The organism is Citrobacter sp. Cpo069 (assembly GCF_030332785.1).
Classification (GTDB): domain Bacteria; phylum Pseudomonadota; class Gammaproteobacteria; order Enterobacterales; family Enterobacteriaceae; genus Citrobacter; species Citrobacter portucalensis.
This window is the reverse complement of the sequence record NZ_JAOWHD010000051.1, coordinates 179,174-206,017: the sequence shown is the minus strand read 5'-3', so window position 1 is coordinate 206,017 and position 26,844 is coordinate 179,174. Positions and strand designations below refer to the sequence as shown.

The 26,844-nt window shown below is 53.7% G+C and carries 29 protein-coding genes; 13 read left to right on the top strand and 16 right to left on the bottom strand.

Annotation, left to right across the window (positions count from 1 at the left end; translation table 11 throughout):
* Positions 1-17 precede the first annotated feature (17 nt).
* The 8 genes from rbfA to mtr all read left to right on the top strand — a co-directional run bounded on the left by rbfA (position 18) and on the right by mtr (position 8,781).
* Positions 18-422: a 30S ribosome-binding factor RbfA gene (gene rbfA, locus OGY08_RS13765; protein WP_003024988.1), complete on the top strand. Its 405-nt coding sequence runs from the start codon at positions 18-20 to the stop codon at positions 420-422.
* Complete coding sequence (gene truB, locus OGY08_RS13760) at positions 422-1,366, top strand: tRNA pseudouridine(55) synthase TruB (RefSeq protein WP_048225707.1); 945 nt, start codon at positions 422-424, stop codon at positions 1,364-1,366. The genes rbfA and truB overlap by 1 nt, the downstream gene beginning before the upstream one ends.
* Positions 1,367-1,639: 273 nt before the next feature.
* Positions 1,640-1,909: a 30S ribosomal protein S15 gene (gene rpsO / locus OGY08_RS13755; RefSeq protein ID WP_000059465.1), complete on the top strand. Its 270-nt coding sequence runs from the start codon at positions 1,640-1,642 to the stop codon at positions 1,907-1,909.
* Between the two features lie 246 nt (positions 1,910-2,155).
* Positions 2,156-4,288 carry a polyribonucleotide nucleotidyltransferase gene (gene pnp / locus OGY08_RS13750; RefSeq protein ID WP_008785911.1) on the top strand — a complete coding sequence of 711 codons (2,133 nt, stop codon included), beginning with the start codon at positions 2,156-2,158 and terminating at the stop codon, positions 4,286-4,288.
* A 109-nt stretch (positions 4,289-4,397) separates the two neighbouring features.
* Positions 4,398-5,282 carry a lipoprotein NlpI gene (nlpI, locus tag OGY08_RS13745; protein WP_003024982.1) on the top strand — a complete coding sequence of 295 codons (885 nt, stop codon included), beginning with the start codon at positions 4,398-4,400 and terminating at the stop codon, positions 5,280-5,282.
* Positions 5,283-5,388: 106 nt separating this feature from the next.
* Positions 5,389-5,469 (top strand): protein YrbN, encoded by an 81-nt coding sequence (yrbN, locus tag OGY08_RS13740; protein ID WP_010723222.1) that lies wholly within the window; start codon positions 5,389-5,391, stop codon positions 5,467-5,469.
* Complete coding sequence (locus OGY08_RS13735) at positions 5,462-7,390, top strand: DEAD/DEAH family ATP-dependent RNA helicase (RefSeq protein WP_057067629.1); 1,929 nt, start codon at positions 5,462-5,464, stop codon at positions 7,388-7,390. The genes yrbN and OGY08_RS13735 overlap by 8 nt, the downstream gene beginning before the upstream one ends.
* Positions 7,391-7,536: 146 nt before the next feature.
* Positions 7,537-8,781 carry a tryptophan permease gene (gene mtr / locus OGY08_RS13730; protein WP_003828642.1) on the top strand — a complete coding sequence of 415 codons (1,245 nt, stop codon included), beginning with the start codon at positions 7,537-7,539 and terminating at the stop codon, positions 8,779-8,781.
* A gap of 90 nt (positions 8,782-8,871) precedes the next feature.
* Here mtr and OGY08_RS13725 read toward each other — a convergent pair whose 3' ends face one another.
* The 3 genes from OGY08_RS13725 to ubiU all read right to left on the bottom strand — a co-directional run bounded on the left by OGY08_RS13725 (position 8,872) and on the right by ubiU (position 11,940).
* Positions 8,872-9,879 (bottom strand): luciferase-like monooxygenase, encoded by a 1,008-nt coding sequence (locus tag OGY08_RS13725; protein ID WP_060683136.1) that lies wholly within the window; start codon positions 9,877-9,879, stop codon positions 8,872-8,874.
* A gap of 178 nt (positions 9,880-10,057) precedes the next feature.
* Positions 10,058-10,936, bottom strand: a complete 879-nt coding sequence (locus OGY08_RS13720) for a U32 family peptidase (RefSeq protein WP_502873284.1) — start codon at positions 10,934-10,936, stop codon at positions 10,058-10,060.
* 8 nt (positions 10,937-10,944) lie between these two features.
* A complete protein-coding gene (ubiU, locus tag OGY08_RS13715; RefSeq protein ID WP_003024971.1) occupies positions 10,945-11,940 on the bottom strand; it encodes a ubiquinone anaerobic biosynthesis protein UbiU in 996 nt (331 codons plus the stop codon).
* A 220-nt stretch (positions 11,941-12,160) separates the two neighbouring features.
* Between ubiU and ubiT the strand changes: the two genes are divergently transcribed.
* Together ubiT and OGY08_RS13705 are read left to right on the top strand one after the other, a co-directional pair.
* Positions 12,161-12,685 (top strand): ubiquinone anaerobic biosynthesis accessory factor UbiT, encoded by a 525-nt coding sequence (ubiT, locus tag OGY08_RS13710; RefSeq protein WP_003828637.1) that lies wholly within the window; start codon positions 12,161-12,163, stop codon positions 12,683-12,685.
* Complete coding sequence (locus tag OGY08_RS13705) at positions 12,679-13,182, top strand: GNAT family N-acetyltransferase (protein WP_008785907.1); 504 nt, start codon at positions 12,679-12,681, stop codon at positions 13,180-13,182. The genes ubiT and OGY08_RS13705 overlap by 7 nt, the downstream gene beginning before the upstream one ends.
* Here the strand turns inward: OGY08_RS13705 and OGY08_RS13700 are convergent.
* Complete coding sequence (locus OGY08_RS13700) at positions 13,179-13,469, bottom strand: GIY-YIG nuclease family protein (RefSeq protein WP_265639088.1); 291 nt, start codon at positions 13,467-13,469, stop codon at positions 13,179-13,181. The genes OGY08_RS13705 and OGY08_RS13700 overlap by 4 nt on opposite strands.
* Positions 13,470-13,521: 52 nt before the next feature.
* On the opposite strand from OGY08_RS13700, the gene OGY08_RS13695 reads away from it, so the two are divergent.
* Together OGY08_RS13695 and OGY08_RS13690 are read left to right on the top strand one after the other, a co-directional pair.
* Entirely contained in the window at positions 13,522-13,950 is a 429-nt protein-coding gene (locus tag OGY08_RS13695) for a YhbP family protein (protein ID WP_003828634.1), read from the top strand.
* Positions 13,951-13,986: 36 nt separating this feature from the next.
* A complete protein-coding gene (locus OGY08_RS13690) occupies positions 13,987-14,622 on the top strand; it encodes an NAD(P)H-binding protein (RefSeq protein WP_048236835.1) in 636 nt (211 codons plus the stop codon).
* 83 nt (positions 14,623-14,705) lie between these two features.
* Here OGY08_RS13690 and dolP read toward each other — a convergent pair whose 3' ends face one another.
* Genes dolP through OGY08_RS13670 form a run of 4 tightly spaced genes read right to left on the bottom strand, consistent with a single transcriptional unit; the run spans position 14,706 to position 18,320 of the window.
* On the bottom strand, positions 14,706-15,281 hold the full coding sequence (dolP, locus tag OGY08_RS13685) for a division/outer membrane stress-associated lipid-binding lipoprotein (RefSeq protein WP_008785904.1): 576 nt from the start codon (positions 15,279-15,281) through the stop codon (positions 14,706-14,708).
* A gap of 9 nt (positions 15,282-15,290) precedes the next feature.
* On the bottom strand, positions 15,291-15,881 hold the full coding sequence (diaA, locus tag OGY08_RS13680) for a DnaA initiator-associating protein DiaA (RefSeq protein WP_003024948.1): 591 nt from the start codon (positions 15,879-15,881) through the stop codon (positions 15,291-15,293).
* Positions 15,882-15,915: 34 nt separating this feature from the next.
* Positions 15,916-16,311: a YraN family protein gene (locus OGY08_RS13675; protein WP_111464734.1), complete on the bottom strand. Its 396-nt coding sequence runs from the start codon at positions 16,309-16,311 to the stop codon at positions 15,916-15,918.
* A complete protein-coding gene (locus OGY08_RS13670) occupies positions 16,269-18,320 on the bottom strand; it encodes a penicillin-binding protein activator (protein WP_286565905.1) in 2,052 nt (683 codons plus the stop codon). The genes OGY08_RS13675 and OGY08_RS13670 overlap by 43 nt, the downstream gene beginning before the upstream one ends.
* A 63-nt stretch (positions 18,321-18,383) precedes the next feature.
* Between OGY08_RS13670 and rsmI the strand changes: the two genes are divergently transcribed.
* The gene (rsmI, locus tag OGY08_RS13665; protein ID WP_003024942.1) at positions 18,384-19,247 is read left to right on the top strand and encodes a 16S rRNA (cytidine(1402)-2'-O)-methyltransferase; all 864 of its coding nucleotides are present in this window, start codon (positions 18,384-18,386) and stop codon (positions 19,245-19,247) included.
* Positions 19,248-19,302: 55 nt separating this feature from the next.
* Here the strand turns inward: rsmI and kbaY are convergent, their stop codons facing one another.
* The 8 genes from kbaY to kbaZ form a co-directional block, all read right to left on the bottom strand.
* Positions 19,303-20,184: a tagatose-bisphosphate aldolase subunit KbaY gene (gene kbaY, locus OGY08_RS13660; protein WP_048215473.1), complete on the bottom strand. Its 882-nt coding sequence runs from the start codon at positions 20,182-20,184 to the stop codon at positions 19,303-19,305.
* Between the two features lie 12 nt (positions 20,185-20,196).
* Complete coding sequence (locus OGY08_RS13655; RefSeq protein ID WP_286565904.1) at positions 20,197-21,351, bottom strand: AgaS family sugar isomerase; 1,155 nt, start codon at positions 21,349-21,351, stop codon at positions 20,197-20,199.
* A gap of 301 nt (positions 21,352-21,652) precedes the next feature.
* Entirely contained in the window at positions 21,653-22,786 is a 1,134-nt protein-coding gene (gene nagA, locus OGY08_RS13650) for an N-acetylglucosamine-6-phosphate deacetylase (protein WP_060683142.1), read from the bottom strand.
* On the bottom strand, positions 22,783-23,217 hold the full coding sequence (gene agaF / locus OGY08_RS13645; RefSeq protein WP_008785899.1) for a PTS galactosamine/N-acetylgalactosamine transporter subunit IIA: 435 nt from the start codon (positions 23,215-23,217) through the stop codon (positions 22,783-22,785). Before agaF ends, nagA begins: the two co-directional genes overlap by 4 nt.
* Positions 23,218-23,233: 16 nt before the next feature.
* Positions 23,234-24,112 (bottom strand): PTS N-acetylgalactosamine transporter subunit IID, encoded by an 879-nt coding sequence (gene agaE / locus OGY08_RS13640; protein ID WP_003024929.1) that lies wholly within the window; start codon positions 24,110-24,112, stop codon positions 23,234-23,236.
* Positions 24,102-24,881, bottom strand: coding sequence for a PTS N-acetylgalactosamine transporter subunit IIC (agaW, locus tag OGY08_RS13635; RefSeq protein ID WP_003839998.1), 780 nt, complete (start codon positions 24,879-24,881; stop codon positions 24,102-24,104). The genes agaE and agaW overlap by 11 nt, the downstream gene beginning before the upstream one ends.
* Before the next feature lie 10 nt (positions 24,882-24,891).
* Positions 24,892-25,365 (bottom strand): PTS N-acetylgalactosamine transporter subunit IIB, encoded by a 474-nt coding sequence (gene agaV / locus OGY08_RS13630; protein ID WP_003024925.1) that lies wholly within the window; start codon positions 25,363-25,365, stop codon positions 24,892-24,894.
* 19 nt (positions 25,366-25,384) lie between these two features.
* Positions 25,385-26,680 carry a tagatose-bisphosphate aldolase subunit KbaZ gene (kbaZ, locus tag OGY08_RS13625; RefSeq protein WP_020996349.1) on the bottom strand — a complete coding sequence of 432 codons (1,296 nt, stop codon included), beginning with the start codon at positions 26,678-26,680 and terminating at the stop codon, positions 25,385-25,387.
* Between the last annotated feature and the right edge of the window lie 164 nt (positions 26,681-26,844).

Genomic DNA, 26,844 nt, shown 5'->3' with positions numbered 1-26,844 from the left:
TGTCTGGAGAATTTATTATGGCGAAAGAATTTGGTCGCCCGCAGCGTGTCGCGCAGGAGATGCAGAAAGAAATCGCACTCATCCTGCAACGCGAAATCAAAGACCCGCGTGTTGGCATGATGACCACCGTATCGGGTGTTGAGATGTCCCGTGATCTGGCATATGCCAAAGTATTCGTGACTTTCCTCAACGATCAGGACGAAGCTGCCGTGAAAAACGGCATTAAGGCACTGCAGGAAGCCTCTGGTTTTATCCGCTCTCTGCTGGGTAAAGCAATGCGTCTGCGTATCGTGCCTGAGCTGACCTTCTTCTACGACAACTCGTTGGTTGAAGGGATGCGCATGTCCAACCTGGTGACCAGCGTGGTGAAACATGACGATGAGCGTCGTGTGAACCCAGCGGACGACAGCAAGGAGGACTGATGAGTCGTCCTCGTCGTCGTGGTCGCGATATTCATGGTGTCCTGCTGCTGGATAAGCCGCAGGGCATGTCCAGCAATGACGTGCTGCAAAAAGTAAAGCGCATCTACAATGCCAACCGCGCGGGACATACCGGCGCGTTGGATCCGCTGGCGACAGGCATGCTGCCTATCTGCCTTGGTGAAGCGACAAAGTTTTCACAGTATTTGCTGGATTCTGACAAACGCTATCGCGTGGTTGCCCGTCTGGGCCAGCGTACTGACACTTCCGATGCCGATGGGCAGATCGTACAGGAGCGTCCGGTAACCTTCACCGCAGAACAACTGGCGAGCGCGCTGGAGACTTTCCGCGGCGATATCGAGCAGATTCCGTCGATGTATTCGGCGCTGAAGTATCAGGGTAAGAAGCTGTACGAATATGCGCGTCAGGGCATTGAAGTGCCGCGTGAAGCGCGCCCGATTACCGTCTATGAGCTGCTGTTTATCCGTCATGAAGGTAACGAACTGGAGCTGGAAGTTCACTGCTCCAAAGGCACCTATATTCGTACCATCGTTGACGATCTCGGTGAGAAGCTGGGCTGCGGCGCGCACGTAACGTATCTGCGTCGTCTGACGGTCAGCAAGTATCCGGTGGATCGTATGGTCACACTGGAACACCTGCGTGAGCTGGTTGAACAGGCAGAACAGCAGAACATTCCGGCGGCTCAGTTGCTTGATCCTTTGCTGATGCCAATGGACAGTCCGGCATCGGACTATCCTGTTGTTAATTTGCCTTTAACATCGTCGGTTTACTTTAAAAATGGTAATCCGGTACGGACGACAGGCGCCCCGCTGGAAGGGCTGGTACGCGTGACGGAAGGCGATGACGACAAGTTTATTGGCATGGGGGAGATGGACGATGAAGGTCGTGTCGCCCCCCGCCGCCTGGTGGTTGAGTATCCTGCATAGCGCTCTCTGTCTTGCGATAAAAGGGCGCTGCGAGTAGAATACTGCCGCTTAACGTCGCGTGAATTGTTTAACAATCCGCGTGGCGTATACACAAAATCATTCGAGCTGCATCAAGGCGGCAAGTCTGAGGATCCTCAGGAGCTTACTTAGGTAAGTGACTGAGGTGAGCGGACGCAGCCAACGCAGAGTCAGTTTGAAGGATAAAGTGTATACACTGGGATAGCTGAATTAGAGATCGGCATCCTTTCATTCTTATCACTTTGGAGTTTTAAAATGTCTCTAAGTACTGAAGCTACCGCTAAAATCGTTTCTGAGTTTGGTCGTGATGCAAACGACACCGGTTCTACCGATGTTCAGGTTGCTCTGTTGACTGCACAGATTAACCACCTGCAGGGCCACTTTGCAGAGCACAAAAAAGATCACCACAGCCGTCGTGGTCTGCTGCGCATGGTTTCTCAGCGTCGTAAACTGCTCGACTACCTGAAACGTAAAGATGTTGCACGTTACACCGCGCTGATCGAGCGTCTGGGCCTGCGTCGCTAATTCTTTCGAGTTTCAGAAAGAGGGGGCCTTCATGGCCCCTTTTTTCCAGCAGATGGCAGCAATTCGCTGGAAACTAATGTATTGTTGCTATGAATGATCTTCCGTTGCAGAGGTTCGCGCGGCTAATGAGAGGCTTTACTCATGCTTATGGGTTAGGGTTGTCATTAGTCGCGAGGATGCGCAGAAGATCGGGTATTAACGATGGCGCAAAAATGTGCCGTCAAAAAATAGAGAAAGGATATTATTTTGCTTAATCCGATCGTTCGTAAATTCCAGTACGGTCAGCATACCGTTACGCTGGAAACCGGCATGATGGCGCGTCAGGCGACTGCCGCTGTTATGGTTAGCATGGATGACACCGCGGTATTCGTTACCGTTGTTGGTCAGAAAAAAGCGAAACCAGGCCAGGACTTTTTCCCGCTGACCGTTAACTATCAGGAGCGTACCTACGCTGCTGGCCGTATCCCGGGTAGCTTCTTCCGTCGTGAAGGCCGTCCGAGCGAAGGCGAAACCCTGATCGCGCGTCTGATTGACCGCCCGGTTCGCCCGCTGTTCCCGGAAGGCTTCGTTAACGAAGTTCAGGTTATCGCGACCGTTGTTTCCGTTAACCCGCAGGTTAACCCGGACATCGTGGCAATGATTGGTGCATCTGCTGCGCTGACTCTGTCTGGTATCCCATTCAACGGCCCGATCGGTGCTGCACGTGTTGGTTACATCAATGACCAGTACGTACTGAACCCGACTCAGGACGAACTGAAAGAAAGCAAGCTGGACCTGGTTGTTGCAGGTACTGAAGCAGCTGTACTGATGGTTGAATCCGAAGCTGAACTGCTGAGCGAAGATCAGATGCTGGGCGCTGTTGTGTTCGGTCACGAACAGCAGCAGGTTGTGATTCAGGCGATCAACGAGCTGGCGAAAGAAGCTGGCAAACCGCGTTGGGACTGGCAGCCAGAAGCCGTCAACGAAGCGCTGAACGCACGCGTTGCCGCACTGGCAGAAGCTCGCCTGAGCGATGCTTACCGTATCACTGACAAACAAGAGCGTTATGCTCAGGTTGACGTGATCAAATCTGAAACCATCGCGACTCTGGTGGCTGAAGACGAAACCCTGGACGCTAACGAACTGGGTGAAATCCTGCACGCTATCGAGAAAAACGTTGTTCGTAGCCGCGTACTGGCAGGCGAGCCGCGCATCGATGGCCGTGAAAAAGACATGATCCGTGGCCTGGACGTGCGTACTGGCGTTCTGCCGCGTACCCACGGTTCCGCACTGTTCACCCGTGGCGAAACTCAGGCGCTGGTTACTGCGACCCTGGGCACCACTCGTGATGCGCAGAACCTCGACGAACTGATGGGCGAGCGTACTGACAACTTCCTGTTCCACTACAACTTCCCTCCGTACTGCGTAGGTGAAACCGGTATGGTCGGTTCTCCGAAGCGTCGTGAGATTGGTCACGGCCGTCTGGCGAAGCGTGGCGTACTGGCAGTAATGCCGGAACTGGATAAATTCCCGTACACCGTACGTGTGGTTTCTGAAATCACCGAATCTAACGGTTCTTCTTCCATGGCTTCCGTATGTGGTGCTTCCCTGGCGCTGATGGACGCAGGCGTGCCGATCAAAGCAGCCGTTGCGGGTATCGCGATGGGTCTGGTGAAAGAAGGCGACAACTTTGTTGTTCTGTCTGACATCCTGGGCGACGAAGACCACCTGGGCGATATGGACTTCAAAGTGGCGGGTTCCCGCGACGGTATCTCTGCACTGCAGATGGATATCAAAATTGAAGGTATCACCAAAGAAATCATGCAGGTTGCTCTGAACCAGGCTAAAGGTGCGCGTCTGCACATCCTGGGTGTGATGGAACAAGCGATCAACGCTCCGCGTGGCGATATTTCTCAGTTCGCTCCGCGTATCCACACTATCAAGATCAGCCCGGACAAGATCAAAGACGTTATCGGTAAAGGCGGTTCTGTTATCCGTGCTCTGACCGAAGAAACCGGCACCACCATTGAAATCGAAGATGATGGTACCGTGAAGATTGCTGCGACCGACGGTGAGAAAGCGAAATATGCTATCCGTCGTATCGAAGAGATCACCGCAGAGATCGAAGTAGGCCGTATCTACAATGGTAAAGTGACCCGTATCGTTGACTTTGGCGCATTCGTTGCCATTGGTGGCGGTAAAGAAGGTCTGGTACACATCTCTCAGATCGCTGACAAGCGCGTTGAGAAAGTGACCGACTACCTGCAGATGGGCCAGGAAGTACCGGTCAAAGTTCTGGAAGTTGATCGCCAGGGCCGTGTGCGTCTGAGCATTAAAGAAGCAACTGAGCAGTCTCAGCCTGCAGGCGAACCGGAAGCTCCGGCAAGCCAGGGCGAGTAAGGTTGCCATTGCCCTCCGTGAAAGCGGAGGGCCTTTAACCCGGCAGGATGCCTTGTTAGCAACCGGGGAACCTGGACGTTCATTCAATCGTTGTCTTCGGGAGTGGGAAATGAAGCCTTTTTTGCGCTGGTGTTTCGTTGCGACAGCACTCACGCTGGCTGGATGCAGTAATTCCGCCTGGCGAAAGAGTGAAGTCCTCGCAGTACCATTGCAACCGACTTTGCAGCAGGAAGTGATTCTGGCACGTATGGAACAAATTCTTGCCAGTCGGGCTTTAACCGATGACGAACGCGCACAGCTTTTATATGAGCGCGGAGTGTTGTATGATAGTCTCGGTCTGAGGGCATTGGCGCGAAATGATTTTTCACAAGCGCTGGCAATCCGACCAGATATGCCTGAAGTATTCAATTACTTAGGTATATATTTAACGCAGGCAGGCAATTTTGATGCTGCCTATGAAGCGTTTGATTCTGTACTTGAGCTTGATCCAACTTACAACTACGCGCACTTAAATCGCGGTATCGCATTGTATTACGGCGGTCGCGACAAGTTAGCGCAAGATGATCTGCTAGCGTTTTATCAAGACGATCCCAATGATCCTTTCCGTAGTCTGTGGCTTTATCTTGCCGAGCAGAAGCTCGATGAGAAGCAGGCTAAAGAAGCGTTGAAGCAACGCTTTGAGAAATCGGATAAAGAGCAATGGGGATGGAACATTGTCGAGTTCTACCTGGGCAACATTAGCGAAGCAACGCTGATGGAACGCCTGAAGGCGGACGCAACGGATAACACCTCGCTCGCTGAGCATCTCAGTGAAACCAACTTCTATTTAGGTAAGTACTACCTAAGTCTGGGGGATTTGGACAACGCTACGGCATTGTTCAAACTGGCGGTGGCTAACAACGTTCATAACTTTGTTGAGCACCGATACGCATTGTTGGAATTATCGCTCCTGGGCCAGGACCAAGATGACCTGGCAGAATCGGACCAGCAATAGCTGACGTACACATCAGCCCGTAATCTTTTTTGATTGCCATCACCTTCACGGGTGAGGGCGTTGTTGTTCGTTAATACACCTACTTTGAGCCGGTTCACACTTTTCAATGAAAATTGCAGATCAATTTCATGATGAGTTATGTAGACTGGCCGCCATTAATTTTGAGGCACACGTACTACATGGCTGAATTCGAAACCACTTTTGCAGATCTGGGCCTGAAGGCTCCTATCCTTGAAGCCCTTAACGATCTGGGTTACGAAAAACCATCTCCAATCCAGGCAGAGTGCATTCCGCATCTGCTGGGCGGCCGCGATGTTCTGGGTATGGCCCAGACAGGTAGCGGCAAAACTGCAGCGTTCTCTTTACCGCTGCTCAACAATCTTGATCCTGAGCTGAAGGCACCTCAGATTCTGGTGCTGGCACCGACCCGCGAACTGGCGGTTCAGGTAGCAGAAGCCATGACGGATTTCTCTAAACACATGCGCGGCGTGAACGTGGTTGCCCTGTACGGCGGTCAGCGTTATGACGTGCAATTACGTGCCCTGCGTCAGGGGCCACAGATCGTCGTCGGTACGCCGGGTCGTCTGCTGGATCACCTGAAGCGCGGTACTCTGGACCTTTCCAAACTGAGCGGTCTGGTACTGGACGAAGCTGACGAAATGCTGCGTATGGGCTTCATCGAAGACGTTGAAACCATCATGGCGCAGATCCCGGAAGGTCATCAGACCGCTCTGTTCTCTGCAACCATGCCGGAAGCGATTCGTCGTATTACCCGCCGCTTTATGAAAGAGCCGCAGGAAGTACGTATTCAGTCCAGCGTTACTACCCGTCCTGACATCAGCCAGAGCTACTGGACTGTGTGGGGCATGCGTAAAAATGAAGCGCTGGTGCGTTTCCTGGAAGCAGAAGACTTTGATGCGGCGATTATCTTCGTACGTACCAAAAATGCGACCCTGGAAGTAGCAGAAGCGCTGGAGCGTAGCGGTTATAGCAGCGCTGCACTGAACGGCGACATGAACCAGTCCCTGCGTGAGCAGACTCTGGAGCGTCTGAAAGATGGCCGTCTGGATATTCTGATTGCAACCGACGTTGCGGCCCGTGGCCTGGACGTTGAGCGTATCAGTCTGGTTGTTAACTACGACATCCCGATGGATTCCGAGTCTTACGTTCACCGTATCGGCCGTACCGGTCGTGCGGGTCGTGCGGGTCGTGCGCTGCTGTTCGTTGAGAACCGCGAGCGTCGTCTGCTGCGTAACATCGAACGCACCATGAAGCTGACTATTCCGGAAGTAGAACTGCCGAACGCAGATCTGCTGGGCAAACGCCGTCTGGAAAAATTCGCCGCTAAAGTACAGCAGCAGCTGGAAAGCAGCGATCTGGATCAGTACCGTGCTCTGCTGGCGAAAATGCAGCCGGAAGAAGAACTGGATATCGAAACGCTGGCAGCTGCACTGCTGAAAATGGCTCAGGGCGAACGTCCTCTGATCCTGCCGCCAGATGCGCCGATGCGTCCGAAACGCGAATTCCGCGACCGTGATGACCGTGGTTCGCGTGACCGTAACGATCGTGGCCCTCGTGACCGTAATGACCGTGGTGGTGAAGACCGTCCGCGTCGTGAACGTCGTGACGTTGGTGACATGCAGCTGTACCGCATTGAAGTGGGCCGTGATGACGGTGTTGAAGTTCGTCATATCGTTGGTGCGATTGCTAACGAAGGTGATATCAGCAGCCGTTACATCGGTAACATCAAGCTGTTTGCTTCCCACTCCACCATCGAACTGCCGAAAGGTATGCCGGGCGACGTGCTGCAGCACTTTACCCGTACTCGCATCCTGAACAAGCCGATGAACATGCAGCTGGTTGGCGATGCAGTTCCGCACACCGGTGGTGAGCGTCGTGGCGGTGGTCGTTTCAGCGGTGAGCGTCGTGAAGGCGGTCGCGGTGAAGGTCGTAACTTTAGCGGCGAACGTCGTGAAGGCGGTCGTGGCGATGGCCGTCGTTTCAGCGGCGAACGTCGTGAAGGCAACCGCGGTCCGCGTCGTGACGATTCTTCTGCTCCGCGTCGTGATGACTCTGCTGGTCGTCGTCGTTTCGGCGGTGATGCATAAGCCTTTTAGCTTTATAGCTGTAAAGTAAAATATACGGCCCCGATCTCAACAATCGGGGCTTTTTTTATTTCAATTGTACTCGTGTACTGGTACAGTGCAGCACATTGAGATGTAGTCACAATATAAATGACTGGAGAGATGGCTAAATGGCAACACTAACCACCACCCAAACGTCACCTTCGCTGCTCGGCGGCGTGGTGATCATCGGCGGCACCATTATTGGCGCGGGGATGTTTTCTCTGCCAGTGGTCATGTCCGGGGCGTGGTTCTTCTGGTCAATGGCGGCGCTGATCTTTACCTGGTTCTGCATGCTGCACTCCGGGCTGATGATCCTTGAAGCTAACCTCAATTACCGCATTGGCTCCAGTTTCGACACCATTACCAAAGATCTGCTGGGCAAAGGCTGGAACGTGGTGAACGGCATCTCGATTGCTTTCGTTCTCTATATTCTGACCTACGCGTATATCTCGGCGAGCGGGTCGATCCTGCATCACACCTTCTCCGAGATGTCGTTGAACGTTCCGGCGCGTGCGGCAGGTCTTGGCTTTGCGTTACTGGTGGCGTTTGTGGTGTGGTTAAGTACCAAAGCGGTGAGCCGCATGACGGCAATTGTGCTGGGCGCGAAGGTGATTACCTTTTTCCTGACCTTCGGCAGCTTATTGGGACACGTTCAGCCCACAACGTTGTTTAACGTGGCGGAAAGCAATGCTTCGTATACGCCGTACCTGCTGATGACGCTGCCGTTCTGTCTGGCCTCATTCGGCTATCACGGCAACGTCCCGAGCCTGATGAAGTACTACGGTAAAGATCCGAAGACCATCGTTAAGTGTCTGGTGTACGGCACGCTGCTGGCGCTGGTGCTGTATACCGTATGGTTGCTGGGGACGATGGGTAACATTCCGCGTCCGGAGTTTATCGGTATTGCGCAGCAGGGCGGTAACATAGATGTGCTGGTACAGGCGCTGAGCGGTGTACTAAACAGCCGCAGTCTGGATCTGCTGCTGGTGGTGTTCTCCAACTTTGCGGTGGCGAGTTCATTCCTCGGCGTTACGCTCGGTCTGTTTGACTATCTGGCGGATCTGTTTGGCTTTGATGACTCGGCAATGGGACGTTTCAAAACGGCATTGCTGACGTTTGTCCCACCAATTATCGGTGGCTTGCTGTGGCCGAACGGTTTCCTGTACGCCATTGGCTATGCAGGACTCGCGGCAACCATCTGGGCCGCCATTGTTCCGGCACTGCTGGCACGTAAATCCCGCGAGCGTTTCGGTAGCCCGAAATTCCGTGTATGGGGCGGTAAGCCGATGATTGCGCTGATCCTGGTATTCGGTATCGGCAACGCGGTTATCCATATTCTCTCGAGCGTGAATCTGTTGCCTGTTTATCAGTAACTTTGTTGTGCCGGATGGCGGCTACGCCTTATCCGGCCTACAGGGTCAAGTAGGCCCGGTAAGCGAAGCGCCACCGGGCAAAGCAACGCACTACCCCAATAATTCCTGCTTCACATCCATCGCCAAATCAAACGAATGTAGGCGTGCCTGATGATCAAAAATCTGACCGTTAACCATAATCTCATCAGCTTGGGTTTCACGCAAAATGGCGTCGAGACCATGCCGCACTTTTGCCTTATCACCGACCAGCGACATGCTCAGCGCCTGTTGTACGCCGTACTGCTCAGAAGCGGACCACAGCTGATGCATATTCTCTACCGGCGGCGGTAGCTGGCCGGTTTCGCCACGACGCAGCTTCATAAATGCCTGCTGCATGGAGGTGAAAAGAAACTCGGCGTCGCGATTGCTGTCGGCGGCAATAATGTTGATGCACACCATCGCATACGGTTTTGCCAGCCGCGCCGAGGGTTTGAACTGGGTACGATACAAATGCAGCGCCTGATGCAGCATATCCGGGGCAAAGTGCGAGGCGAAGGCAAACGGCAGACCAAGCTGGGCCGCCAGTTGTGCGCTGTACAGGCTGGAGCCTAATAACCAGACCGGGATCTGCTCGCCGTAGCCGGGAACCGGGCGTACATGGGGATTAGGATCGCGGGCGTCGAACCAGTCCACCAGTTCAGCGACGTCGCGTGGGAAGTTATCGATATCACCGCTCATATGGCGGCGCAGTGCGCGCATGGTTGGTTGATCGCTGCCCGGTGCGCGACCAAGCCCGAGATCGATTCGTCCCGGATATAGCGTGTTCAGGGTACCGAACTGCTCGGCGATCACCAGCGGCGAATGGTTAGGCAACATCACGCCGCCAGACCCGAGATGCAGCGTGGTGGTATTGGCAGCCAGATAACCAATCAGCACTGAGGTTGCTGCGCTGGCGATGCCGGTCATGTTGTGATGTTCCGCCAGCCAGTAGCGGTGGTAGCCGCGTTTTTCGGCCAGTTGAGCGAGATCAAGCGAGTGTGTGAAGGCCTCTTTTGCCGAGGATCCTTCAGGGATCGGCGCCAGATCCAGCACCGAGAACGGAATAGTTTTGTCAGTCATAACGGCTCACTTTGTTACCGGTTAATCTTTTAATACTGCATTAAAGATTAGCGAATGTTGTTAACAAAGTGAGCTTTATACGGCGGGCACCGAATATAACATGCCCGATGGCGCTGCGCTTATCGGGCCTACGGGATCGCTATTTGTAGGCCCGATAAGGCATTTATGCCGCATCCGGCTAGGCCTGCAGCTCCAGTCCAGCCAGTCGCTTCCAGTAGCCGTTACAGTCACTGTGGGCGGCAAGCGGTAATGGAGCACTGCCATTTTCATTGGCGCGGAAGGCGTCGAGCATGGCGAATGTTTCAGTGCCTGAAGGGGACAGACGCACAATATCAACTAGCCCCTGCATCGATGTCAGTTCGTTGCCGAGGTTGTAAACATAGCCGCTCATGGTCTGGATCCCGTTGAGGACAAAGACCTGCTGATTCTCCTGCGACAGCACATCGCGCCCGTTCGGATATTTGATGCAGCAGGTTTCACACTCGTCTTTTGGACGGTCTTCAGAGCGCGCGGTAAAGCAGCGGGCAGAGTACGCCAGCGGCAGATGCCCGTAGCTCAGCACCTCAACTTCAAACTGATTGCGAATACCCAGCTCATCACACTGGTTGAGCAGGTTTGCCAGCCAGTCGCGGGAAAGCTCTACCGGTATACACCAGCGCACCATGCCTTGTTTGAGCAGGATACGCAGGGTAACCGCGTTGTAGCAGTTGAGCGCATGCCCGGCGACAAACGGCAGCTTACGCTCGGCGCACATGTTTACTACGCCGAGATCGCTGGCTTCCAGCAGAAAGTCACCGTTTTCGACATAGCGCTTCAGCTCTCCCAGTTCAGAAGAGGCCTGCACCAGCGCCAGTGTTGACAGCACAACCTGTTTACCGCTGCCAGCGAGCGATTTCGCCATATCGAGCCAGTCGCCCACTTTGGTGGCGCGGCGTTTACTGCATACCGCTTCGCCAAGATAGATAACGTCGGCCTGGCTTACGGCAGCCTGCTGATAAAAATCTTCCAGCGTTTCTTTCGGCCAGTACCACAGCACCGGCCCTAAGGAATATTTCATTGCTTCTCTCACTGCCATTTACGGTGATACGCGCCAAGCGTGGTCTGCGTGCCTTCGGACATAGAACCGAGCGTTTCCATCCACGCGGCCTGCGGGACGTAGTTTTGCGGGTCGGCCATACAGCGGTCGATCGCCTGACGCCACACTTTCGCCACCTGACTGACATAGGCCGGGCTGCGCTGACGACCTTCGATTTTCACCGAGGCAATATTGGCTGCCAGTAGTTCCGGCAGCAGCTCCAGCGTGTTCAGGCTGGTGGGTTCTTCCAGCGCATGGTAACGCTCGCCGTCAACCAGATAGCGGCCTTTGCATAGCGTCGGATAACCGGCGTTTTCCCCGTCCTGATAGCGGTCGATCAGCACTTCATTAAGACGGGATTCCAGCCCTTGTTGGGTCTGTTGCCAGCGGACAAAACGGGCAGGCGAGCAGGCACCAACCGTATTAGGAGACTCACCCGTCAGATAGGACGAAAGATAGCAACGGCCTTCCGCCATAATGCACAGGCTACCGAAGGCGAACACTTCCAGGGGAACTGGCGTGACGCGAGCGAGCTGCTTCACCTGATGAATAGACAGCACGCGCGGCAGCACCACGCGGGCGACGTCAAAATTGCGATGATAGAAATTAATTGCCTCTTCATTGGTTGCAGATGCCTGAACAGAGACATGGCGCTCAATATGCGGGTAGCGCTCTGCGGCATACTCAAGCATGGCGAGGTCGGCAAGGATCAGCGCGTCTGCACCCAGTTGCGCAGCCATATCAACGGCACGTTGCCAGCGCGCGTAACCATCCGGGTGCGCAAAGGTGTTAATCGCAATGTGCAGCTTACGGCGGTGCTGATGGACAAAACTCACCGCTTCCTGCAATTTTTTCTCGGTAAAATTAAGGCCGGCGAAATGACGGGCGTTGGTATCATCTTTCAGCCCGATGTAGACAGCATCAGCGCCGTTCTCGATGGCCGCCTTAAGCGCCGGTAGGTTTCCGGCAGGGCAGAGCAGCTCCATAATTTATCCTGAACGTTGCGCCGTGATGGGCGCAGAAATGTTAACGAATGGGGATTTTAGTTAACCTTGCTGAGACAATTTTTGATTTGAGGCAGTTAAAGTCGTATTGGTGACACCAATAAAGAGGTAACAATTTCGCATCGAATTGTTGATTTATGCCGCTATGTCGTTTATTTGATATGGCAAAATAGCAGGACTATTGAAACAGGGAGTAAAGCTCGTGTTGGATAAACTGCGTTCACGCTTAGTACAATTTGGTCCTTCTCTGATGAGTGTACCAGTTAAACTGACGCCCTTTGCGCTGAAGCGCCAGGTTCTGGAGCAGGTCCTGAGCTGGCAGTTTAGTCAGGCGCTGGCCGATGGGGAGCTGGAGTTTCTCGAAGGTCGCTGGCTGAGCATTCATGTGCGTGACATTGACCTCAAATGGTATACCTCTGTTGAGAACGATAAACTTATCGTCAGCCAGAATGCAGATGCGGATGTGAGTTTTAGCGCCGATGCCAGCGATCTGCTGATGATCGTGGCCCGCAAGCAGGATCCGGATACGCTTTTCTTCCAGCGTCGTCTGGTGATTGAAGGTGATACAGAATTAGGGCTATACGTAAAAAATCTGATGGATGCCATCGAACTGGAGCAGATGCCTAAAGCGTTGCGCGTCATGCTGATGCAGTTGGCGGATTTTGTTGAGGCGGGGATGAAAACGTCGCCAGAAACCAAACAGACCTCGGTAGGTGAGCCATGCTGATTCGAGTTGAAATTCCCATTGATGCCCCTGGTATTGATGCTCTGCTGCGCCGTTCATTTGAGAGCGATGCGGAAGCGAAATTAGTGCACGACCTGCGTGAAGATGGTTTCTTAACGCTGGGTCTGGTTGCTACCGATGACGAAGGTCAGGTAGTGGGTTACGTCGCGTTCAGCCCAGTCGATGTTCAGGGTGAAGATCTGCAATGGGTCGGCATGGCGCCGCTCGCGGTGGATGAAAATTACCGGGGGCAGGGCCTGGCGCGTCAGCTGGTCTATGAAGGACTCGATTCACTGAACGAGTTTGGCTACGCCGCGGTGGTTACGCTGGGTGATCCGGCCCTGTACAGCCGCTTTGGCTTTGAGCTGGCGGCCCATCATGACCTGCGTTGCCGCTGGCCGGGCACCGAAAGCGCGTTCCAGGTTCATCGCCTGGCGGACGATGCGCTGGATGGCGTGACGGGACTTGTGGAATACCACGACCACTTCAATCGCTTTTAAGCTTCCGGGGTTTGCAGGCTGCTTAATAGCGCCGCAAACCCTTCGCCTTCGACAAGGCGCTCTTTCTGCCGCTTGGTGAGCTGTTTAACGCGATACTCTATGCGCAGGGCCAGCGAACGGTCGCCGACCTGCGCCGCAAATGCCAACGTGAGTTCCCCCTTTCCGCGTAGCGCCTTCGCGCCTTTCCCATTTTGATGCTGCTTATAGCGGCGCTGCACATCGGTGGTTATTCCGGTGTATAAGGCGTTGTCTGCGGTACGGATCAGGTACAGATACCAGGGTGTCATTGTTACCATCGACGTGATAATTTTCAGGCCTACAGTATAAAAGAGAATAGAAATGGAAACACTGACTGCGGTGTCTCGCTGGCTGGCAAAACAGCACGTCGTGACCTGGTGCGTACACCATGAAGGTGAATTATGGTGCGCCAATGCGTTTTACCTGTTTGATGCGCAGAAGATGGTGTTCTATGTGCTGACCGAAGAGAAAACGCGGCATGCACAGATGTCTGGACCACGCGCGCCGATTGCCGGTACAGTAAACGGTCAGCCTAAAACCGTCGCCCTGATTCGTGGCGTACAGTTTAAAGGGGAAATCCGGCGTCTTGAAGGGCAGGAGAGCGAAGACGCGCGTAAAGCCTACAACCGCCGTTTCCCCGTCGCCAGAATGCTGCCAGCGCCCGTATGGGAGATTCGACTGGATGAAGTTAAATTTACGGACAACACGCTGGGCTTCGGTAAAAAGATGCACTGGCTGCGTGATCTATAGTTAGAAGAGTGATTGAAGACCCTGGGAAGATAAGCGATGAGTCAGGTGTTAATAACGGGAGCCACGGGGCTGGTGGGCGGACATTTGCTGCGTATGCTGCTCAATGAACCCCGGGTCAATGCCATCACGGCACCAACGCGTCGACCGCTGGCAGATACGGTTGGTATCTATAACCCCCATGATCCGCAGCTAACCGATGCTTTGGCACAGGTCACCGATCCGGTCGATATTGTCTTTTGTTGTTTGGGGACAACCCGGCGTGAAGCGGGCAGCAAAGAGGCGTTTATCCATGCTGACTACACGCTGGTGGTAGATACGGCCCTGACGGGACGTAGGTTAGGTGCCCAGCATATGCTGGTGGTGAGTTCGATGGGCGCCAATGCGAATTCACCGTTTTTTTATAATCGGGTGAAAGGTGAAATGGAGCAGGCGCTGATCGCGCAGAATTGGCCACGGCTGACGATTGTCCGGCCTTCAATGCTACTGGGTGATAGGGACAAACAGCGGACGAATGAGATGTTTTTAGCGCCGTTGTTCAGGTTGCTGCCGGGTAACTGGAAGTCGATTGAAGCGCGCGATGTTGCGCGGGCAATGCTGGCAGAAGCGCTGGCACCTGGGCATGACGGGGTTTCGATCCTCACCTCTTCCGAGCTACGCGAAAGGGCTAAATAAAAAATGCCGAATGGCGCTGACGCTTATCCGGCCTACAAACGATTACGTTCTGTAGGCCGGATAAGATGCCATCTACAGGCGTGTTACTTAATAAACGTAAAGGCTGTCGTGACGCGTTTCACGCCGCTTACCCGGCTGGCGATATCCGCCGCCGCCTTCGCTTCACGCTCGGTCACCAGACCTAACAGGAACACTTCCCCGTTCTCAGTCGTTACTTTCACGTTAGAGGATTTCACCTGATCGCTGGTCAGTAACTGGGAACGTACTTTGGTGGTTATCCAGGTATCGTTGGACGCATCGCCCAGACCGATTGGCTGGCCCTGACGGATCTCATTAAAGACCTCAGTCGTACCTTCTACGCCCATCGCAATCTGTTTTGCTCGCGCAGACAGTTCGCTATTCGGCGACTGGCCGACCAGCAGCACTTTACCCTGATATGCGCTCACGTTGATTCGCGCTTCTTTCTTGATCTGGGCATCTTTCGACAACGCCGTATTGACGCGTAATTCCAGGGTACTGTCATCAACCTGGGTGCCGACACTACGAGGATCCGTCGCGGCTTTAGTCCCGACAGCTGCAGTTCCAACAACGGCGGCAGCGACACAGCCTTGCAGCAGCAGTGCAGCGATAATCACAGCAAGCGGCGAAAATGCCTTCATGTGTACTCCTTAATCATCCTGGTGAGGGAAAAGCGTGTTATCGATAAGATCGCAAAGGCAGTTGACCGTCAGCATGTGCATTTCCTGAACGCGGGCGCTGTGGTGTGAGGGAATACGGATTTCAACATCCTGTGGCCCCAGTAATCCGGCCAGTTCCCCTCCGTCATACCCGGTCAGCGCGACGATTGTCATGTCGCGTGTCACGGCGGCTTCAACGGCTTTTACGATATCGCGGCTATTACCACGCGTAGAGATTGCCAGCAGAACATCACCTGCATGTCCCAGCGCACGGACTTGTTTTGCATAAACTTCGTCGTGCAGGCGATCGTTGGCAATCGCAGTTAAGACCACATTATCAGTATTTAGTGCAATCGCAGGTAAACTTGGGCGTTCTGTTTCAAAACGATTGATCATGCTGGCAGCAAAATGCTGTGCGTTGGCAGCGGACGTCCCATTACCACAACAGAGAATTTTGTTGCCATTGAGCAGGGACTGAACCAGCGTCATGGCGGCACGGGAGATTGCATCTGGAAGTGCTTCAGCCGCAGCTATCTGAGTTTGAATGCTTTCTGTAAAGCAGACTTTAATTCTATCTAACACGCTAATCCTTAAGAACCAGGCTCTGAATCTTCAACTATGAGCGGTCGTTGAACGCGTCCTTAAACCACTCAACATCATTTCCGGTGAAGGCTAACACATCGAACCGGCAATCCACAGTATCAAAACTCCCATTGTGGCGCGCAAGCCACAAGCGGGCGGTCTGTAATAATTTGTGTTGTTTGCTCCGGGTCACACTCGCCGCCGCACCGCCGAACTGTGCTGAGCGTCGGTAGCGAACCTCAACAAATACGGTGGTGTTGCCTTCACGCATTATCAGGTCGATTTCGCCACCACGTTCACGCACGTTGGCGGCGATAAAATGCAGTCCCTTGCTCAGCAGCCAGTCACGCGCGATGGATTCCCACGCGTCACCGGTCTGTTTACTCGTTAACTGGCGGGGACGACTTGTCCTTGCTGGTATTTGAGCCATGATAACTTCCTGTTAATCACACAATCCTGCGTTGCGGTTAAGGCCCCGGTATTGCCGTTAATTTCGAAACCCTGCACCTGACGCATTTGCGAGAAGTGGTTGGCAAGGGACCAGGCATCGACACCCATGGCATACATACGCGCCAGCGAGTAGTCGTTACGAACCGCGCCAAGCGCCTGCTGCATAAGAGGCGCATTAGCGCCTGCCAGCATCGGAATTTCGCTGTACTGCAAACCTTCCATCTCCAGACGGAAATCCGGGCCGGCAGTGCCCTGCGCACTACGAGAGCTGGCGTACAGCGTTGCTCCGCTCTGGCTGCCGTTGCGCATGGCGATCATCGGCTTAATAAATGCAATTTCTTCCGGCGTCGCCAGAATATACACGGCATCAACACGACCGCTGCCGCCGGTGATTTGCGCATCGGTAGGTGCTGCCGGGATGGTCAGACCGCCAATCGTCACGCCGGGTTGGGCTGGCACAGAGGAGGCCACCGGGCTGCCTGTCAGGGAAATCCCCGAGCCGCCGTTGACGCCCATTTTAAGTTCAGCGGTGGAGCCGAACTTCTGCTGCAATACCACGCCGCCACCCAGTTTTTGCCATTCCTGTGCAAAGGCGTTGGCAACGCGATCGCCTAATGAACTCCGTGGAATCAACAACAGCGGCGTCTGTTTTCCCTGATCGCGGATGTGGCGTGCGGCGTCGCGCGCTTCATCTTCTGGCGACAGGGCGAAGTAGCAGACGTTCGGCAGATTTTTCACCGACTCCGGCTGGTTAAGCGCCAGGACGTTCAATGGCGTGTTGCTTTTCATCAGCTCTTCAACATTGTTCTTCAACAGTGGGCCAACCACGATGCTGGCGCCATCCTGCTGAACCTGAGTCAGGATCTGGTTCAGCGGCTGTGATGAAGTGTCGTAGATTTTCAGCTCAGCGGATGGATTCGCCGGTGCGCTGGCGGTTGTTGGCTGAGCGGGTGCTGCGGGCTGCACAGCAGGTGTTTCTGGCTGAGCCGGCGTCTCGTTGGTCAGATCGCTTACTGACGCCTGAGACGGGCTGGCAACGCCGTCAGTCGTTTGCGGCTGTTCTGTGGTGGTCGCGGCAGCTGGAACTGTGGCAGGTGCGACAGCAACAGGGGCTGCAACAGGTTGAGTGCCCATGTTTTTCGCAGCTTCAAAGCCTTGCTGAATAGTACGGCCAAATACAGCGGCCTGACCGTTCAGTGGTAACAGCAGGGCGATTTTGCTGGTGGAGGCGGGCTTAAAGCTCTGCACGTTAACCAACTGTGTTGGTAACAGTTTTGCTCCTGGGTTTTGCGGATAACGTTTCTGCCAGTCCGCAATACCAGCTTTCATCATGTCCGGATCGTTACGGTTATCGAACCAGACGCGCTGGAGATCCAGCCAGCCTTGCAGCACGTTTTCATCAGCATTGATGACCAGCGCTTGCGCTTGCTCCTGGGTCATGGACGACAGCGCCTGCCAGGTGGCGTCCATATTTTTCTGCTTAGCATTCGCGGCCAGCAGCGGTTCCTGCGCGATCAGGGCGCGCAGCAGCGTCAGAGACGGGCGACCCTGGTTGACGTCGATTTGCGCCTGCCAGTAGCGTGCCTGTTGGTTTTGATCGAAATCGGCGGGAGTTAACTTATCCAGCAGGGCCTGTGCGCCAGCGACATCTTTCTGCGCGAGCTTAATCTCGACGGCCAGCAGTGACTGCTCACGACGCTGGTTATCGCTTAGCTTCTGCGGTAGCTGGTTAAACAGTTCGATAGCCTGCTGGCTCTTGCCTTCTTTCAGCAGTGCACGAATGGCGAGTAATTGCCAGTTGGTCTTGCTATCATCTGAGCTTTGCTGCATTTGTTGCAGATAAAAGCCGGAATCAGCCTGCGCAGTGCCCTGCATATGGGCTGCACTCTGGTCTGGCGCCTGGGTGCCACAGCCTGCGAAAATCAGTGCTGCCAGAATGACTGGTAGCGCGCGTGCGGCTTTCAAACGAGAAAATGTTGAGGGTACCATACTGTATCCAGTGATATTTTTTTACTCAATGCTCAATATTAAATCGGCAATACGGACGACACAATGAAACAACACGAATCGGCGGATAATTCTCAAGGCCAACTCTTTATTGTACCTACTCCTATAGGAAATTTGGCTGATATTACCCAACGAGCGCTCGAAGTTTTACAAGCCGTTGATTTGATTGCCGCTGAAGACACTCGTCATACAGGATTATTGTTACAACACTTCGCGATTAACGCGCGTCTGTTCGCGCTACATGACCACAACGAGCAGCAAAAGGCTGAAACGCTGGTCGCGAAGCTCAAAGAAGGACAAAACATTGCGCTGGTTTCCGATGCCGGAACGCCGCTGATTAACGATCCTGGCTACCATCTGGTGCGTACCTGTCGTGAAGCAGGGATCCGCGTTGTTCCCCTGCCTGGTCCTTGTGCGGCGATTGCTGCCCTGAGCGCTGCAGGCCTGCCTTCAGACCGTTTTTGCTATGAAGGATTTCTGCCTGCCAAATCGAAAGGGCGTCGTGATGCGATGAAAGCCATTGAGGCCGAGCCGCGTACGCTTATTTTTTATGAATCTACCCACCGCTTGCTGGATAGCCTGGAAGACATGGTTGCTGTGTGGGGCGAATCCCGCTACGTGGTGCTGGCGCGCGAGCTGACCAAAACCTGGGAAACTATTCACGGTGCACCGGTTGGTGAACTGCTGGCGTGGGTCAAGGAAGATGAAAACCGTCGCAAAGGCGAAATGGTGCTGATTGTTGAAGGGCATAAAGCGCAGGAAGACGATCTTCCTGCCGATGCGCTGCGTACATTGGCCTTATTGCAGGCAGAACTGCCGCTGAAAAAGGCCGCCGCGCTGGCTGCTGAAATCCATGGCGTGAAAAAGAATGCGTTGTATAAGCACGCGCTGGAACAGCAGGGAGAGTAAGCCCGATTGCTGATGGCCAAACCGACAAGGGTATGGCCATTAGCTAACACAGTGCTTAAGACTGAGCGGCAGTTTCACTGATTAATAAGCGGTTTGCTGACCCGCATACAGTGATTTTGCTACGCACCACTTCTTTCATCGCATCCATACCGACCCGCATGTAATAGCGGGGATCGTTGCCCTGCGGATTCTCCGCAAACCACGCTTTGACCGCATCGGCAAAAGCGATTTTCAGTTCGGTCGCGACGTTAACTTTGCAAACGCCAAGCTCGATCGTGCGGCGGACGTATTCGTCAGGGACATCACTTGCGCCATGCAGCACCAGCGGAACGTCGACTACCTCACGAATTTCACCCAGCCGCTGAAAATCGATTTTGGGCGTTTTGGTGTACAAACCGTGTGCTGTGCCGATGGCAACAGCAAGGCTATCTACGCCAGTACGCTCAACAAACCGTTTAGCTTCTTGTGGATCGGTGAGGAAGGCGCTTTCTGCATCCACACTCATATCATCTTCTACGCCACCGAGGCGACCCAGCTCAGCTTCCACGCTGCAATCTTTGGCATGGCAAAAATCCACAACGGATTTCACCAGCTTCACGTTTTCTTCAAACGGAAAGTGGCTGCCGTCAATCATTGCGCTGCGCACTCCTGCATTCACTTTACGACGAATGTCGTCCAGCGACTCATGGTGATCGAGGTGCAGCGCCAGCGGTATACCGTAGCTGGTGGAATAAGCGCTGCACAGCGCGTAGATCTCTTCCAGCGCGATATGCTTAAAGGTACCCGGCGTTCCTGCCAGGATCACCGGCGATTGCATTTCATTGCACACTTCAAGGATCGCCTGGATCGTTTCGGCGTTATGAATGTTAAAGGCGGGTACGGCATAGCCCTTTTTTTGGGCATCCAGCAGGAGGTATTTCGTGGAAATAATGCTCATAAAACGATCCTTTTAGGCGTTCCAGGGATGAATAACAACGCCCTGTACAACGCGGTTCACAGTGCCGCTGGCAGAAGGCGTATCCGGTGTATTGCCGATATTGATGGATTGCGTTAAAGCAAAAACCTGGGCGTAGATCAGGAAGCAGAACGCCAATTCCATATCGATGAAAGAGCGTGCTGGCGGCAGCAGAATATGTGGGCCTGCTTCAATCACCTCATGGGTTTGTGCGGCAATCGCGACAACCCGCAATGCCTGCCGATCGCGGCGTAACTCTGCCAGCAGATCGAGATCGTATTGACGTGTATACGGATGGCTGGAAACAAAGACCACTACCAGCGTTTCGTTATCAACCAGTGACTTTGGACCGTGACGAAAGCCTGTCGGGGAGTCATAGAATGCGGCCAGTTTGCCTGCAGTCAGCTCCAGGACTTTCAGTGCCGATTCCCGCGCTGCTCCCTGTAATCCACCGCTACCGAGGTAAACGATCCGTTTCCAGGGTTCATTGCCAAATACACCGTCGCTGAAATCGCCCAGCGAAGTCAGAATCGTCTGGCACCGATCGGCCACGTCACGGAAGGTCTGGCTGTTGATTTTCTCTGGGGCAAATACTGCCAGGCAGCTGGCCATCATGGTGGTAATGCTGCTGGTCATCGCGAAGCCACGGTCATGTGTCTCTGCGGGCATTAACAGAGCAAAGGCATTGTCGCTTGCAACTGCGTTTTGATAGAGGCTACCTGCTTCGTTGCAAGTGATCGGCATGTGATAACACTCAGGCACAAACTGATTAGCCAGTTCCACTGCCGCAACGCTTTCAGGGCTGTTACCTGAGCGAGCGAAAGAAATGAGCAGCAGCGGATGTGCGGGATTCAGGTAATCCATCGGATTGGTGACCAGATCGGTGGTCGGCACAGCGCTGATGTTTTTACCGGTATAGCTTGCCAGCCAGGGGGCGATGATGTCGCCAATGAATGCTGATGTTCCAGCCCCGGTCAGTATGATCCGCAGATCGTTTTTGCGCAGTAATGGTGCGAGAAAGCTGTCAATGGCAGATCGAATGTTGTCGATATTCGTAAGGGAACGGATCCAACTGGCAGGTTGTTGACGGATCTCTTCTTCGGTCCAGGTGCCCGTTACCGCGGTAACAGGGGTATAGGTTTCTGGCATAACTTAAGTCCTTAGTCTTGTAAATTCCACATAAGACGCTGGCGAGAATGTCGCTATCTTTCGTTTCGTTTCACTTGTTCATCTTGTCGATTGATTAAAATCTATAGGAAAGAAATCGAAAGAGCAATAATCCAAAAGGAAATAAAACGAAATTTGTGATCGTGAGAACGAAAGGTGTGGCTATCTTATTGATCTATAAGAAGTAGGCTTGTTGTAGGATGGTTAGGTATTTACTCAAGCGAAAGGAAAAGAAAGGCCTTGCGATCGAAGACCGCAGGCCAACACGAGACAAAATGAAAGGTCAAAGGGGGAGAGCCTGACCCTGAATCCAGATCTGTTGTAAATGTAGCCCGCTATTGAGCGCGATCGCGTCTGCACGTTTTCCCACTGCTAACGATCCCAGTTGGCGATCGATACCCAACAGACGTGCGGGGTGGAGAGAGGCCATATGAATTGCCTCTTCTGCCGTTATCCCGGTGAGCTCGACCATATTACGTACGGCTGCGTCAACCGAGAGCGTGCTACCAGCCAGGCCACCGGAAGCGGTACGCACAATACCACTGTGCATTTCCACCTCCTCACCGCAGAGTGTATAGCGTCCGTCTGGCATTCCTGCAGCCTGCATGGCATCGGTGATCAGCACCAGCCTGTCTTTGGCGCAACAGCAGCAGAGTTTCATGGCTGCCGGGTGGACATGGTGTCCGTCAGCGATAAGTTCCAGCCAGGCGCGAGGGTCGGTTAACCCTGCGCCAACCATTCCTGGCTCCCGATGATGTAAGCCGGTCATACCGTTGTAGCAGTGAACCAGTCCGTCAGCGCCGGCGTCAAAGGCTGCGCGGGTTTGTTCCCAGGTAGCTGCGCTGTGTCCCAGCATCACCCGTACGTTGCGCTGCTTCAGATGTTCGATGGCCTGCAATGCACCGGGTTTTTCTGGTGCCAGCGCAACGACGCGCAATGTTTGCTGGGAAATCGCAATCAGTTCATCCAGTTCACTGAGTTCCAGTTCTCTGAAAAGCTCAGGCGGGTGCGCCCCTTTGTTCTGCGGCGTAAAGTACGGGCCTTCAAGATAACTGCCCAGCACCTGTGCGCCTGGCCCTCCGGAATGGTAGCGATGGGCGATACGCTCAAGCGCCTTGTGAATATCCGGTAATGGAGCGGTGACGGTAGTGGGTAGCCAGTTGGCTACCCCTTCACGTGCTTTGTGCATCGCCAGTTTGTCGAGTGTATCCGGTGCTTCATCCATCACATCGGCACCCGCGCCCCCGTGTACGTGGGTATCAATGTATGCCGGACAGAGCAGTTCAGCATCGCGGACCATAACGCCGGAAGGAATTGGCTCTATTGCCGCAATGATACCGTCTTCAATATGCAATTGATGATCGTCCAGCCAACCCTGTTCGGTCAGTAGACGTCTGGCGCGCAGTAGCAGTGTCATATCCCTTCCTCAACGGGCTTTTCCTCACGGCAGCGTCCCAGCTCGTCCACCAGGCTGGTTAAACCCCGGTGCCCGCACTCCAGCGCCTGCAAACGAAACGCTTCGCTGCTCAGGTCGTCGCGCTCCAGCACCATCTCCAGTAGCAGTTGTAGATTGGTACCGGTGATCACTTCAGTACCTTGCCTTTGCATGGCTAGTGTGGAAGCGACGCGAAATGGCGTTCCGCCCAACAAATCAGTCAGAAACACGATGTCTTGCTGCGCATCCAGTTCACCCACCGCCTGTTCAAGTTGTGAGGTGAGCAAGGCAGTGGTTGAGGTTTCCGGAAAGTCGATGGCAATGAACTGAGTCTGCTCACCCAGAATCTGTTTCATCGCTTTTTCCATTCCGCTGGCAAACCCGCCATGACCCGTCAAAATAATACCTAACATCTACAACCCCTTATATTTACAGGAAATGACAGAACTTACCTACGACGCCGAGCACCACGGTAATGGCGATAAGGCGCAGAGGACTCCAGCCACGGCGGACCAGCCAGAACATGGTTAATGTGTAGACCAGCGGCAAAAAAGCAGGCATCAGCTTGTCTATCACGTCTGTTTGCAGTTTCACTACCGCATCGCCAGCAGTGATTTCCAGCGTAGTGCTCAGGCGAACATAGGTCGCTACCAGCGCACCAATCACCGTCATCCCAACGATGGATGCCGCATGTCCAACCTTTTTGGTGTTAGCTTTAATCAGCGGAATGGCAGCAACGCCCATTCGATAAGCATAGTGTGCCAGCCCAAAGCGCAGACCAAGATGAACCACGTTGAACATAACAATAAAGACAACTGCACCAAGAATAGAGCCTTGCAGCGCCAGGCTGGCCCCGATACCGCCGCAAATAGGCAGTAACGTTAACCAGAACATGGCATCGCCGATGCCGCCAAGCGGCGCACCCACGGCAATCTTGGTGCTTTGAATACTGTTCACATCCTGCTTGGAGCGTTCCATCGCCAGGATAATCCCGATAACAAACGTGACCAGGAACGGGTGCGTGTTGAAGAAGCCCATATGGCCTTTCATCGAACGCGCCAGATCGCGCTTATTGGTATGGATCTTTTTCAGAGCAGGTAACAGGCCGTACAGCCATCCTGATGCCTGCATACGTTCGTAGTTAAAAGAGGCCTGCAACAGCATTGAACGCCAGGCAACACGGTTGATATCTTTTTTCGTCAGCTCGGCACCGATATTCTGGTCTTCGTAGACGTTTTCATTGGTGCCGGACAGCAGCGTTTCTTCGGTTTCGGAAACGTTCGGCAGAGCCGTTTGATTAGATGCCATCTTCGAATTCCTCTTTTTGTGCTGCGGGAGCTGTAGGTTCAGGTGATTTACGCAGAAAATCGATCAGCGCCATTGCCAGTGCTGCGGCGGCGATCGCCAGCACAGGGAGTTTGAGCCAGGCAGCTGCTACAAAACCCAGGATGAAGTAGGGGATATAGACGTTTTTCATCATGATTTTCAGCAGTACGGCGAAGCCGATAGCTGGCATGATGCCGCCTGCCACACCCAGGCCGTCAATCAGACGCGTCGGCAGAACATCTATCGCGGTTTTGGCATGTTCCGCGCCAAAGTAAATCGGCAGGAACGCGCATAAAAAGTAGAAGGTCCCCAACGCGAGCAACGCCAGATAGTTGACCCTCTCAATCCCGGCGGTATCGGCATTCGCTGCCATGCGATCGCAGCGAGCCATCACCCCGGACATCACAGAGAACAGGAAGGTAATCCCCATCTGTACTGCTACAGCGAACGGTACCGCCACACCTACGGCAACTTCAGGTTTCACTCCGGTCGTTATGGCAAACGTGGTTCCCACGATAGTGCCGATAATCACGTTTGGCGGTTGAGCTCCCGCCAGTGGGGCAAGACCCATCCACACCAGTTCCAGCGTACCACCTGTTAAAATACCGGTATGCAGATCGCCCAGAATCAGGCCGACCAGCGGCCCGAGAACAACCGGGCGGTGCATGTGCGTTAACCCGTTGAACATATCCAGGCCTGCAATAAAGGCGAGAATACCCAACGCAAAAGCCTGCAACAGACTGATTTCCATTGTGAATCCCTCAGAGAAGTTTATAGAGGTCCTGGGCGGGTTCTGTTGGAACGCCCTGAACGAAGCATTCCACTCCAGCGGCTTTGAGCCCGTTGAACGCCGTAATATCGGCAGCGTCTACAGAAACCGTTTTGGCGATTTGTTGCTTGCCGTTGGCGTAGTGCATATTGCCAACGTTGATACGGTTAACAGGAACACCGCCTTCGACCAGACGGAAGAAATCCGCAGGCGATTTGCAGACCAGCAGAATTTTCTGGCGATCGGCGGCACGGTGAATATTGTCGATCACTTTTTGTAGTGACCAGAAGCGTACGGCGATCCCTTCTGCCAGTACCATTTCCATCAGGTTTTGCTGCACTGGATCTTCAGCCACCTCATCATTAGCGACCAGCACCAGGTTTGCCCCCGCAAACCCGACCCATTGCACACCAACCTGACCGTGAATCAGACGTTCATCAATGCGACTTAATACAATGTTTGGCATGGTATTTTTCTCTTTTTTGTTATGCGTTACGATCTGGAGCACCCAGGCAGGCGCAGTGATATTGCTGCAGTATGTCCTGAATATGGTTAATGATGAGTTCTCGCGGCGTGGCGCTGAGATCTCCCTCGCGCACTTTTACGTACTGCAAAGGTAAATACTGGCTAATCAGCGGTAGTGGAATGGGGTCGTCCGCCAGGTTACGTACCAGACGTTCAAATGCTTCATCAATCTGGCTGTCCGGCCAGTAGTAACGAACCCGATCAGAGTAGCTGTATCCACGGGCCAGACGGCGTGCGTTGCCATCACCGTGATAATGGCTCTGCCAGTACTCTGGTCTATCAAGCATTACGCTTTCCAGCACATGTCGCAGGCCCGAGCTGGCTTTTGCAGGCAGCAATTCTTCTTCAATGGCAGCTAACGAAAACAGCGCTTCGCGCAGGGCGAAGGTAAGCGCGGGTCCCACTTTCAGAATAGCGAAGTGGTCTATCACCAGTTGGCGCAAGGACTGTGGCGTTTGGTAATCGGTAGAATGCGCTTCAAAAACCAGCGTGTCGTAGTCTTCCACCATTTTGCTGAGTGCCACGGCTTTCTGCGGTTGATAATCAATGATGTGCGTGTGGTCGAATTCAACGCCAGGTTGCACGACCAGGGCGATAATACGTGCCCATATACCTTCCAGCCCGCGCTTTTCAAAGGCGTGATAGTGGGCCTGCAGCGTTGCACGTGCGGCATCTGGCGTTGTTACCGCCAGTTCGGTTAACGCTTCGTGTGCGCCACCAGGAACCGGAACTTCTGTGCCAATCACATAGACCAGGTCAGACTCGCCAAAATGTGCCATACAGGTTTCTTCGGCGACTTTGGCCAGGCGTGCGGCGCGCTCAGCGACGATTTCATCCGTCAGTGGAACCGGGTCGTTGGCACAAGACATGCTGCAATCGAGGTGGATTTTTTTAAAGCCTGCGGCGACATAGCTCTTGATCAGATCGTCAGCATTGGCCATTGCCTGTTCCGCAGGCAGATTTTGCCAACGGTTTGGCCCGAGATGGTCTCCGCCGAGAATCAGCATATCCTGAGAAAAATCAAGCGAGTCGGCTAATCGGCAGACAAAACTGCGAAAATCGGCTGGCGTCATACCTGTATAGCCGCCAAACTGGTCAACCTGATTAGAGGTTGCTTCGATCAACAGCGGTGTATGGTTTGCATGGGCGTAGCGTATTGCGGCTTCCAGTACGATTGGATGCGCGGAACAAACGGCATAAATCCCATTTGCCTTCCCCCGTTTATGCTGCTCGACCATTTTAGTTAGATGTTTCACTTTCCTCTCCAGGTCAGATTACTGCGACATCAATCTTTCGTTTTGTTTCATTTAATACTGCATCATGGTGTTATAAAAATAAAACGAAAGATAATAGTTTTCCGATCTGTTTCACAAAAGAAACACAATGAAAGGTTTCAGCGTAAGTTCGTCCGGCTCTTCCC

Bases quoted from the DNA above. Each gene is read 5' to 3' on its own strand.
- rbfA (WP_003024988.1), top strand. From the start codon at position 18: ATGGCGAAAGAATTTGGTCGCCCGCAGCGTGTCGCGCAGGAGATGCAG.
- truB (WP_048225707.1), top strand. From the start codon at position 422: ATGAGTCGTCCTCGTCGTCGTGGTCGCGATATTCATGGTGTCCTGCTG.
- rpsO (WP_000059465.1), top strand. From the start codon at position 1,640: ATGTCTCTAAGTACTGAAGCTACCGCTAAAATCGTTTCTGAGTTTGGT.
- nlpI (WP_003024982.1), top strand. From the start codon at position 4,398: ATGAAGCCTTTTTTGCGCTGGTGTTTCGTTGCGACAGCACTCACGCTG.
- yrbN (WP_010723222.1), top strand. From the start codon at position 5,389: ATGAAAATTGCAGATCAATTTCATGATGAGTTATGTAGACTGGCCGCC.
- OGY08_RS13735 (WP_057067629.1), top strand. From the start codon at position 5,462: ATGGCTGAATTCGAAACCACTTTTGCAGATCTGGGCCTGAAGGCTCCT.
- mtr (WP_003828642.1), top strand. From the start codon at position 7,537: ATGGCAACACTAACCACCACCCAAACGTCACCTTCGCTGCTCGGCGGC.
- OGY08_RS13725 (WP_060683136.1), bottom strand. From the start codon at position 9,879: ATGACTGACAAAACTATTCCGTTCTCGGTGCTGGATCTGGCGCCGATC.
- OGY08_RS13720 (WP_502873284.1), bottom strand. From the start codon at position 10,936: ATGAAATATTCCTTAGGGCCGGTGCTGTGGTACTGGCCGAAAGAAACG.
- ubiU (WP_003024971.1), bottom strand. From the start codon at position 11,940: ATGGAGCTGCTCTGCCCTGCCGGAAACCTACCGGCGCTTAAGGCGGCC.
- OGY08_RS13705 (WP_008785907.1), top strand. From the start codon at position 12,679: ATGCTGATTCGAGTTGAAATTCCCATTGATGCCCCTGGTATTGATGCT.
- OGY08_RS13700 (WP_265639088.1), bottom strand. From the start codon at position 13,469: ATGACACCCTGGTATCTGTACCTGATCCGTACCGCAGACAACGCCTTA.
- OGY08_RS13695 (WP_003828634.1), top strand. From the start codon at position 13,522: ATGGAAACACTGACTGCGGTGTCTCGCTGGCTGGCAAAACAGCACGTC.
- OGY08_RS13690 (WP_048236835.1), top strand. From the start codon at position 13,987: ATGAGTCAGGTGTTAATAACGGGAGCCACGGGGCTGGTGGGCGGACAT.
- dolP (WP_008785904.1), bottom strand. From the start codon at position 15,281: ATGAAGGCATTTTCGCCGCTTGCTGTGATTATCGCTGCACTGCTGCTG.
- OGY08_RS13675 (WP_111464734.1), bottom strand. From the start codon at position 16,311: ATGGCTCAAATACCAGCAAGGACAAGTCGTCCCCGCCAGTTAACGAGT.
- OGY08_RS13670 (WP_286565905.1), bottom strand. From the start codon at position 18,320: ATGGTACCCTCAACATTTTCTCGTTTGAAAGCCGCACGCGCGCTACCA.
- rsmI (WP_003024942.1), top strand. From the start codon at position 18,384: ATGAAACAACACGAATCGGCGGATAATTCTCAAGGCCAACTCTTTATT.
- kbaY (WP_048215473.1), bottom strand. From the start codon at position 20,184: ATGAGCATTATTTCCACGAAATACCTCCTGCTGGATGCCCAAAAAAAG.
- OGY08_RS13655 (WP_286565904.1), bottom strand. From the start codon at position 21,351: ATGCCAGAAACCTATACCCCTGTTACCGCGGTAACGGGCACCTGGACC.
- nagA (WP_060683142.1), bottom strand. From the start codon at position 22,786: ATGACACTGCTACTGCGCGCCAGACGTCTACTGACCGAACAGGGTTGG.
- agaF (WP_008785899.1), bottom strand. From the start codon at position 23,217: ATGTTAGGTATTATTTTGACGGGTCATGGCGGGTTTGCCAGCGGAATG.
- agaE (WP_003024929.1), bottom strand. From the start codon at position 24,112: ATGGCATCTAATCAAACGGCTCTGCCGAACGTTTCCGAAACCGAAGAA.
- agaW (WP_003839998.1), bottom strand. From the start codon at position 24,881: ATGGAAATCAGTCTGTTGCAGGCTTTTGCGTTGGGTATTCTCGCCTTT.
- agaV (WP_003024925.1), bottom strand. From the start codon at position 25,365: ATGCCAAACATTGTATTAAGTCGCATTGATGAACGTCTGATTCACGGT.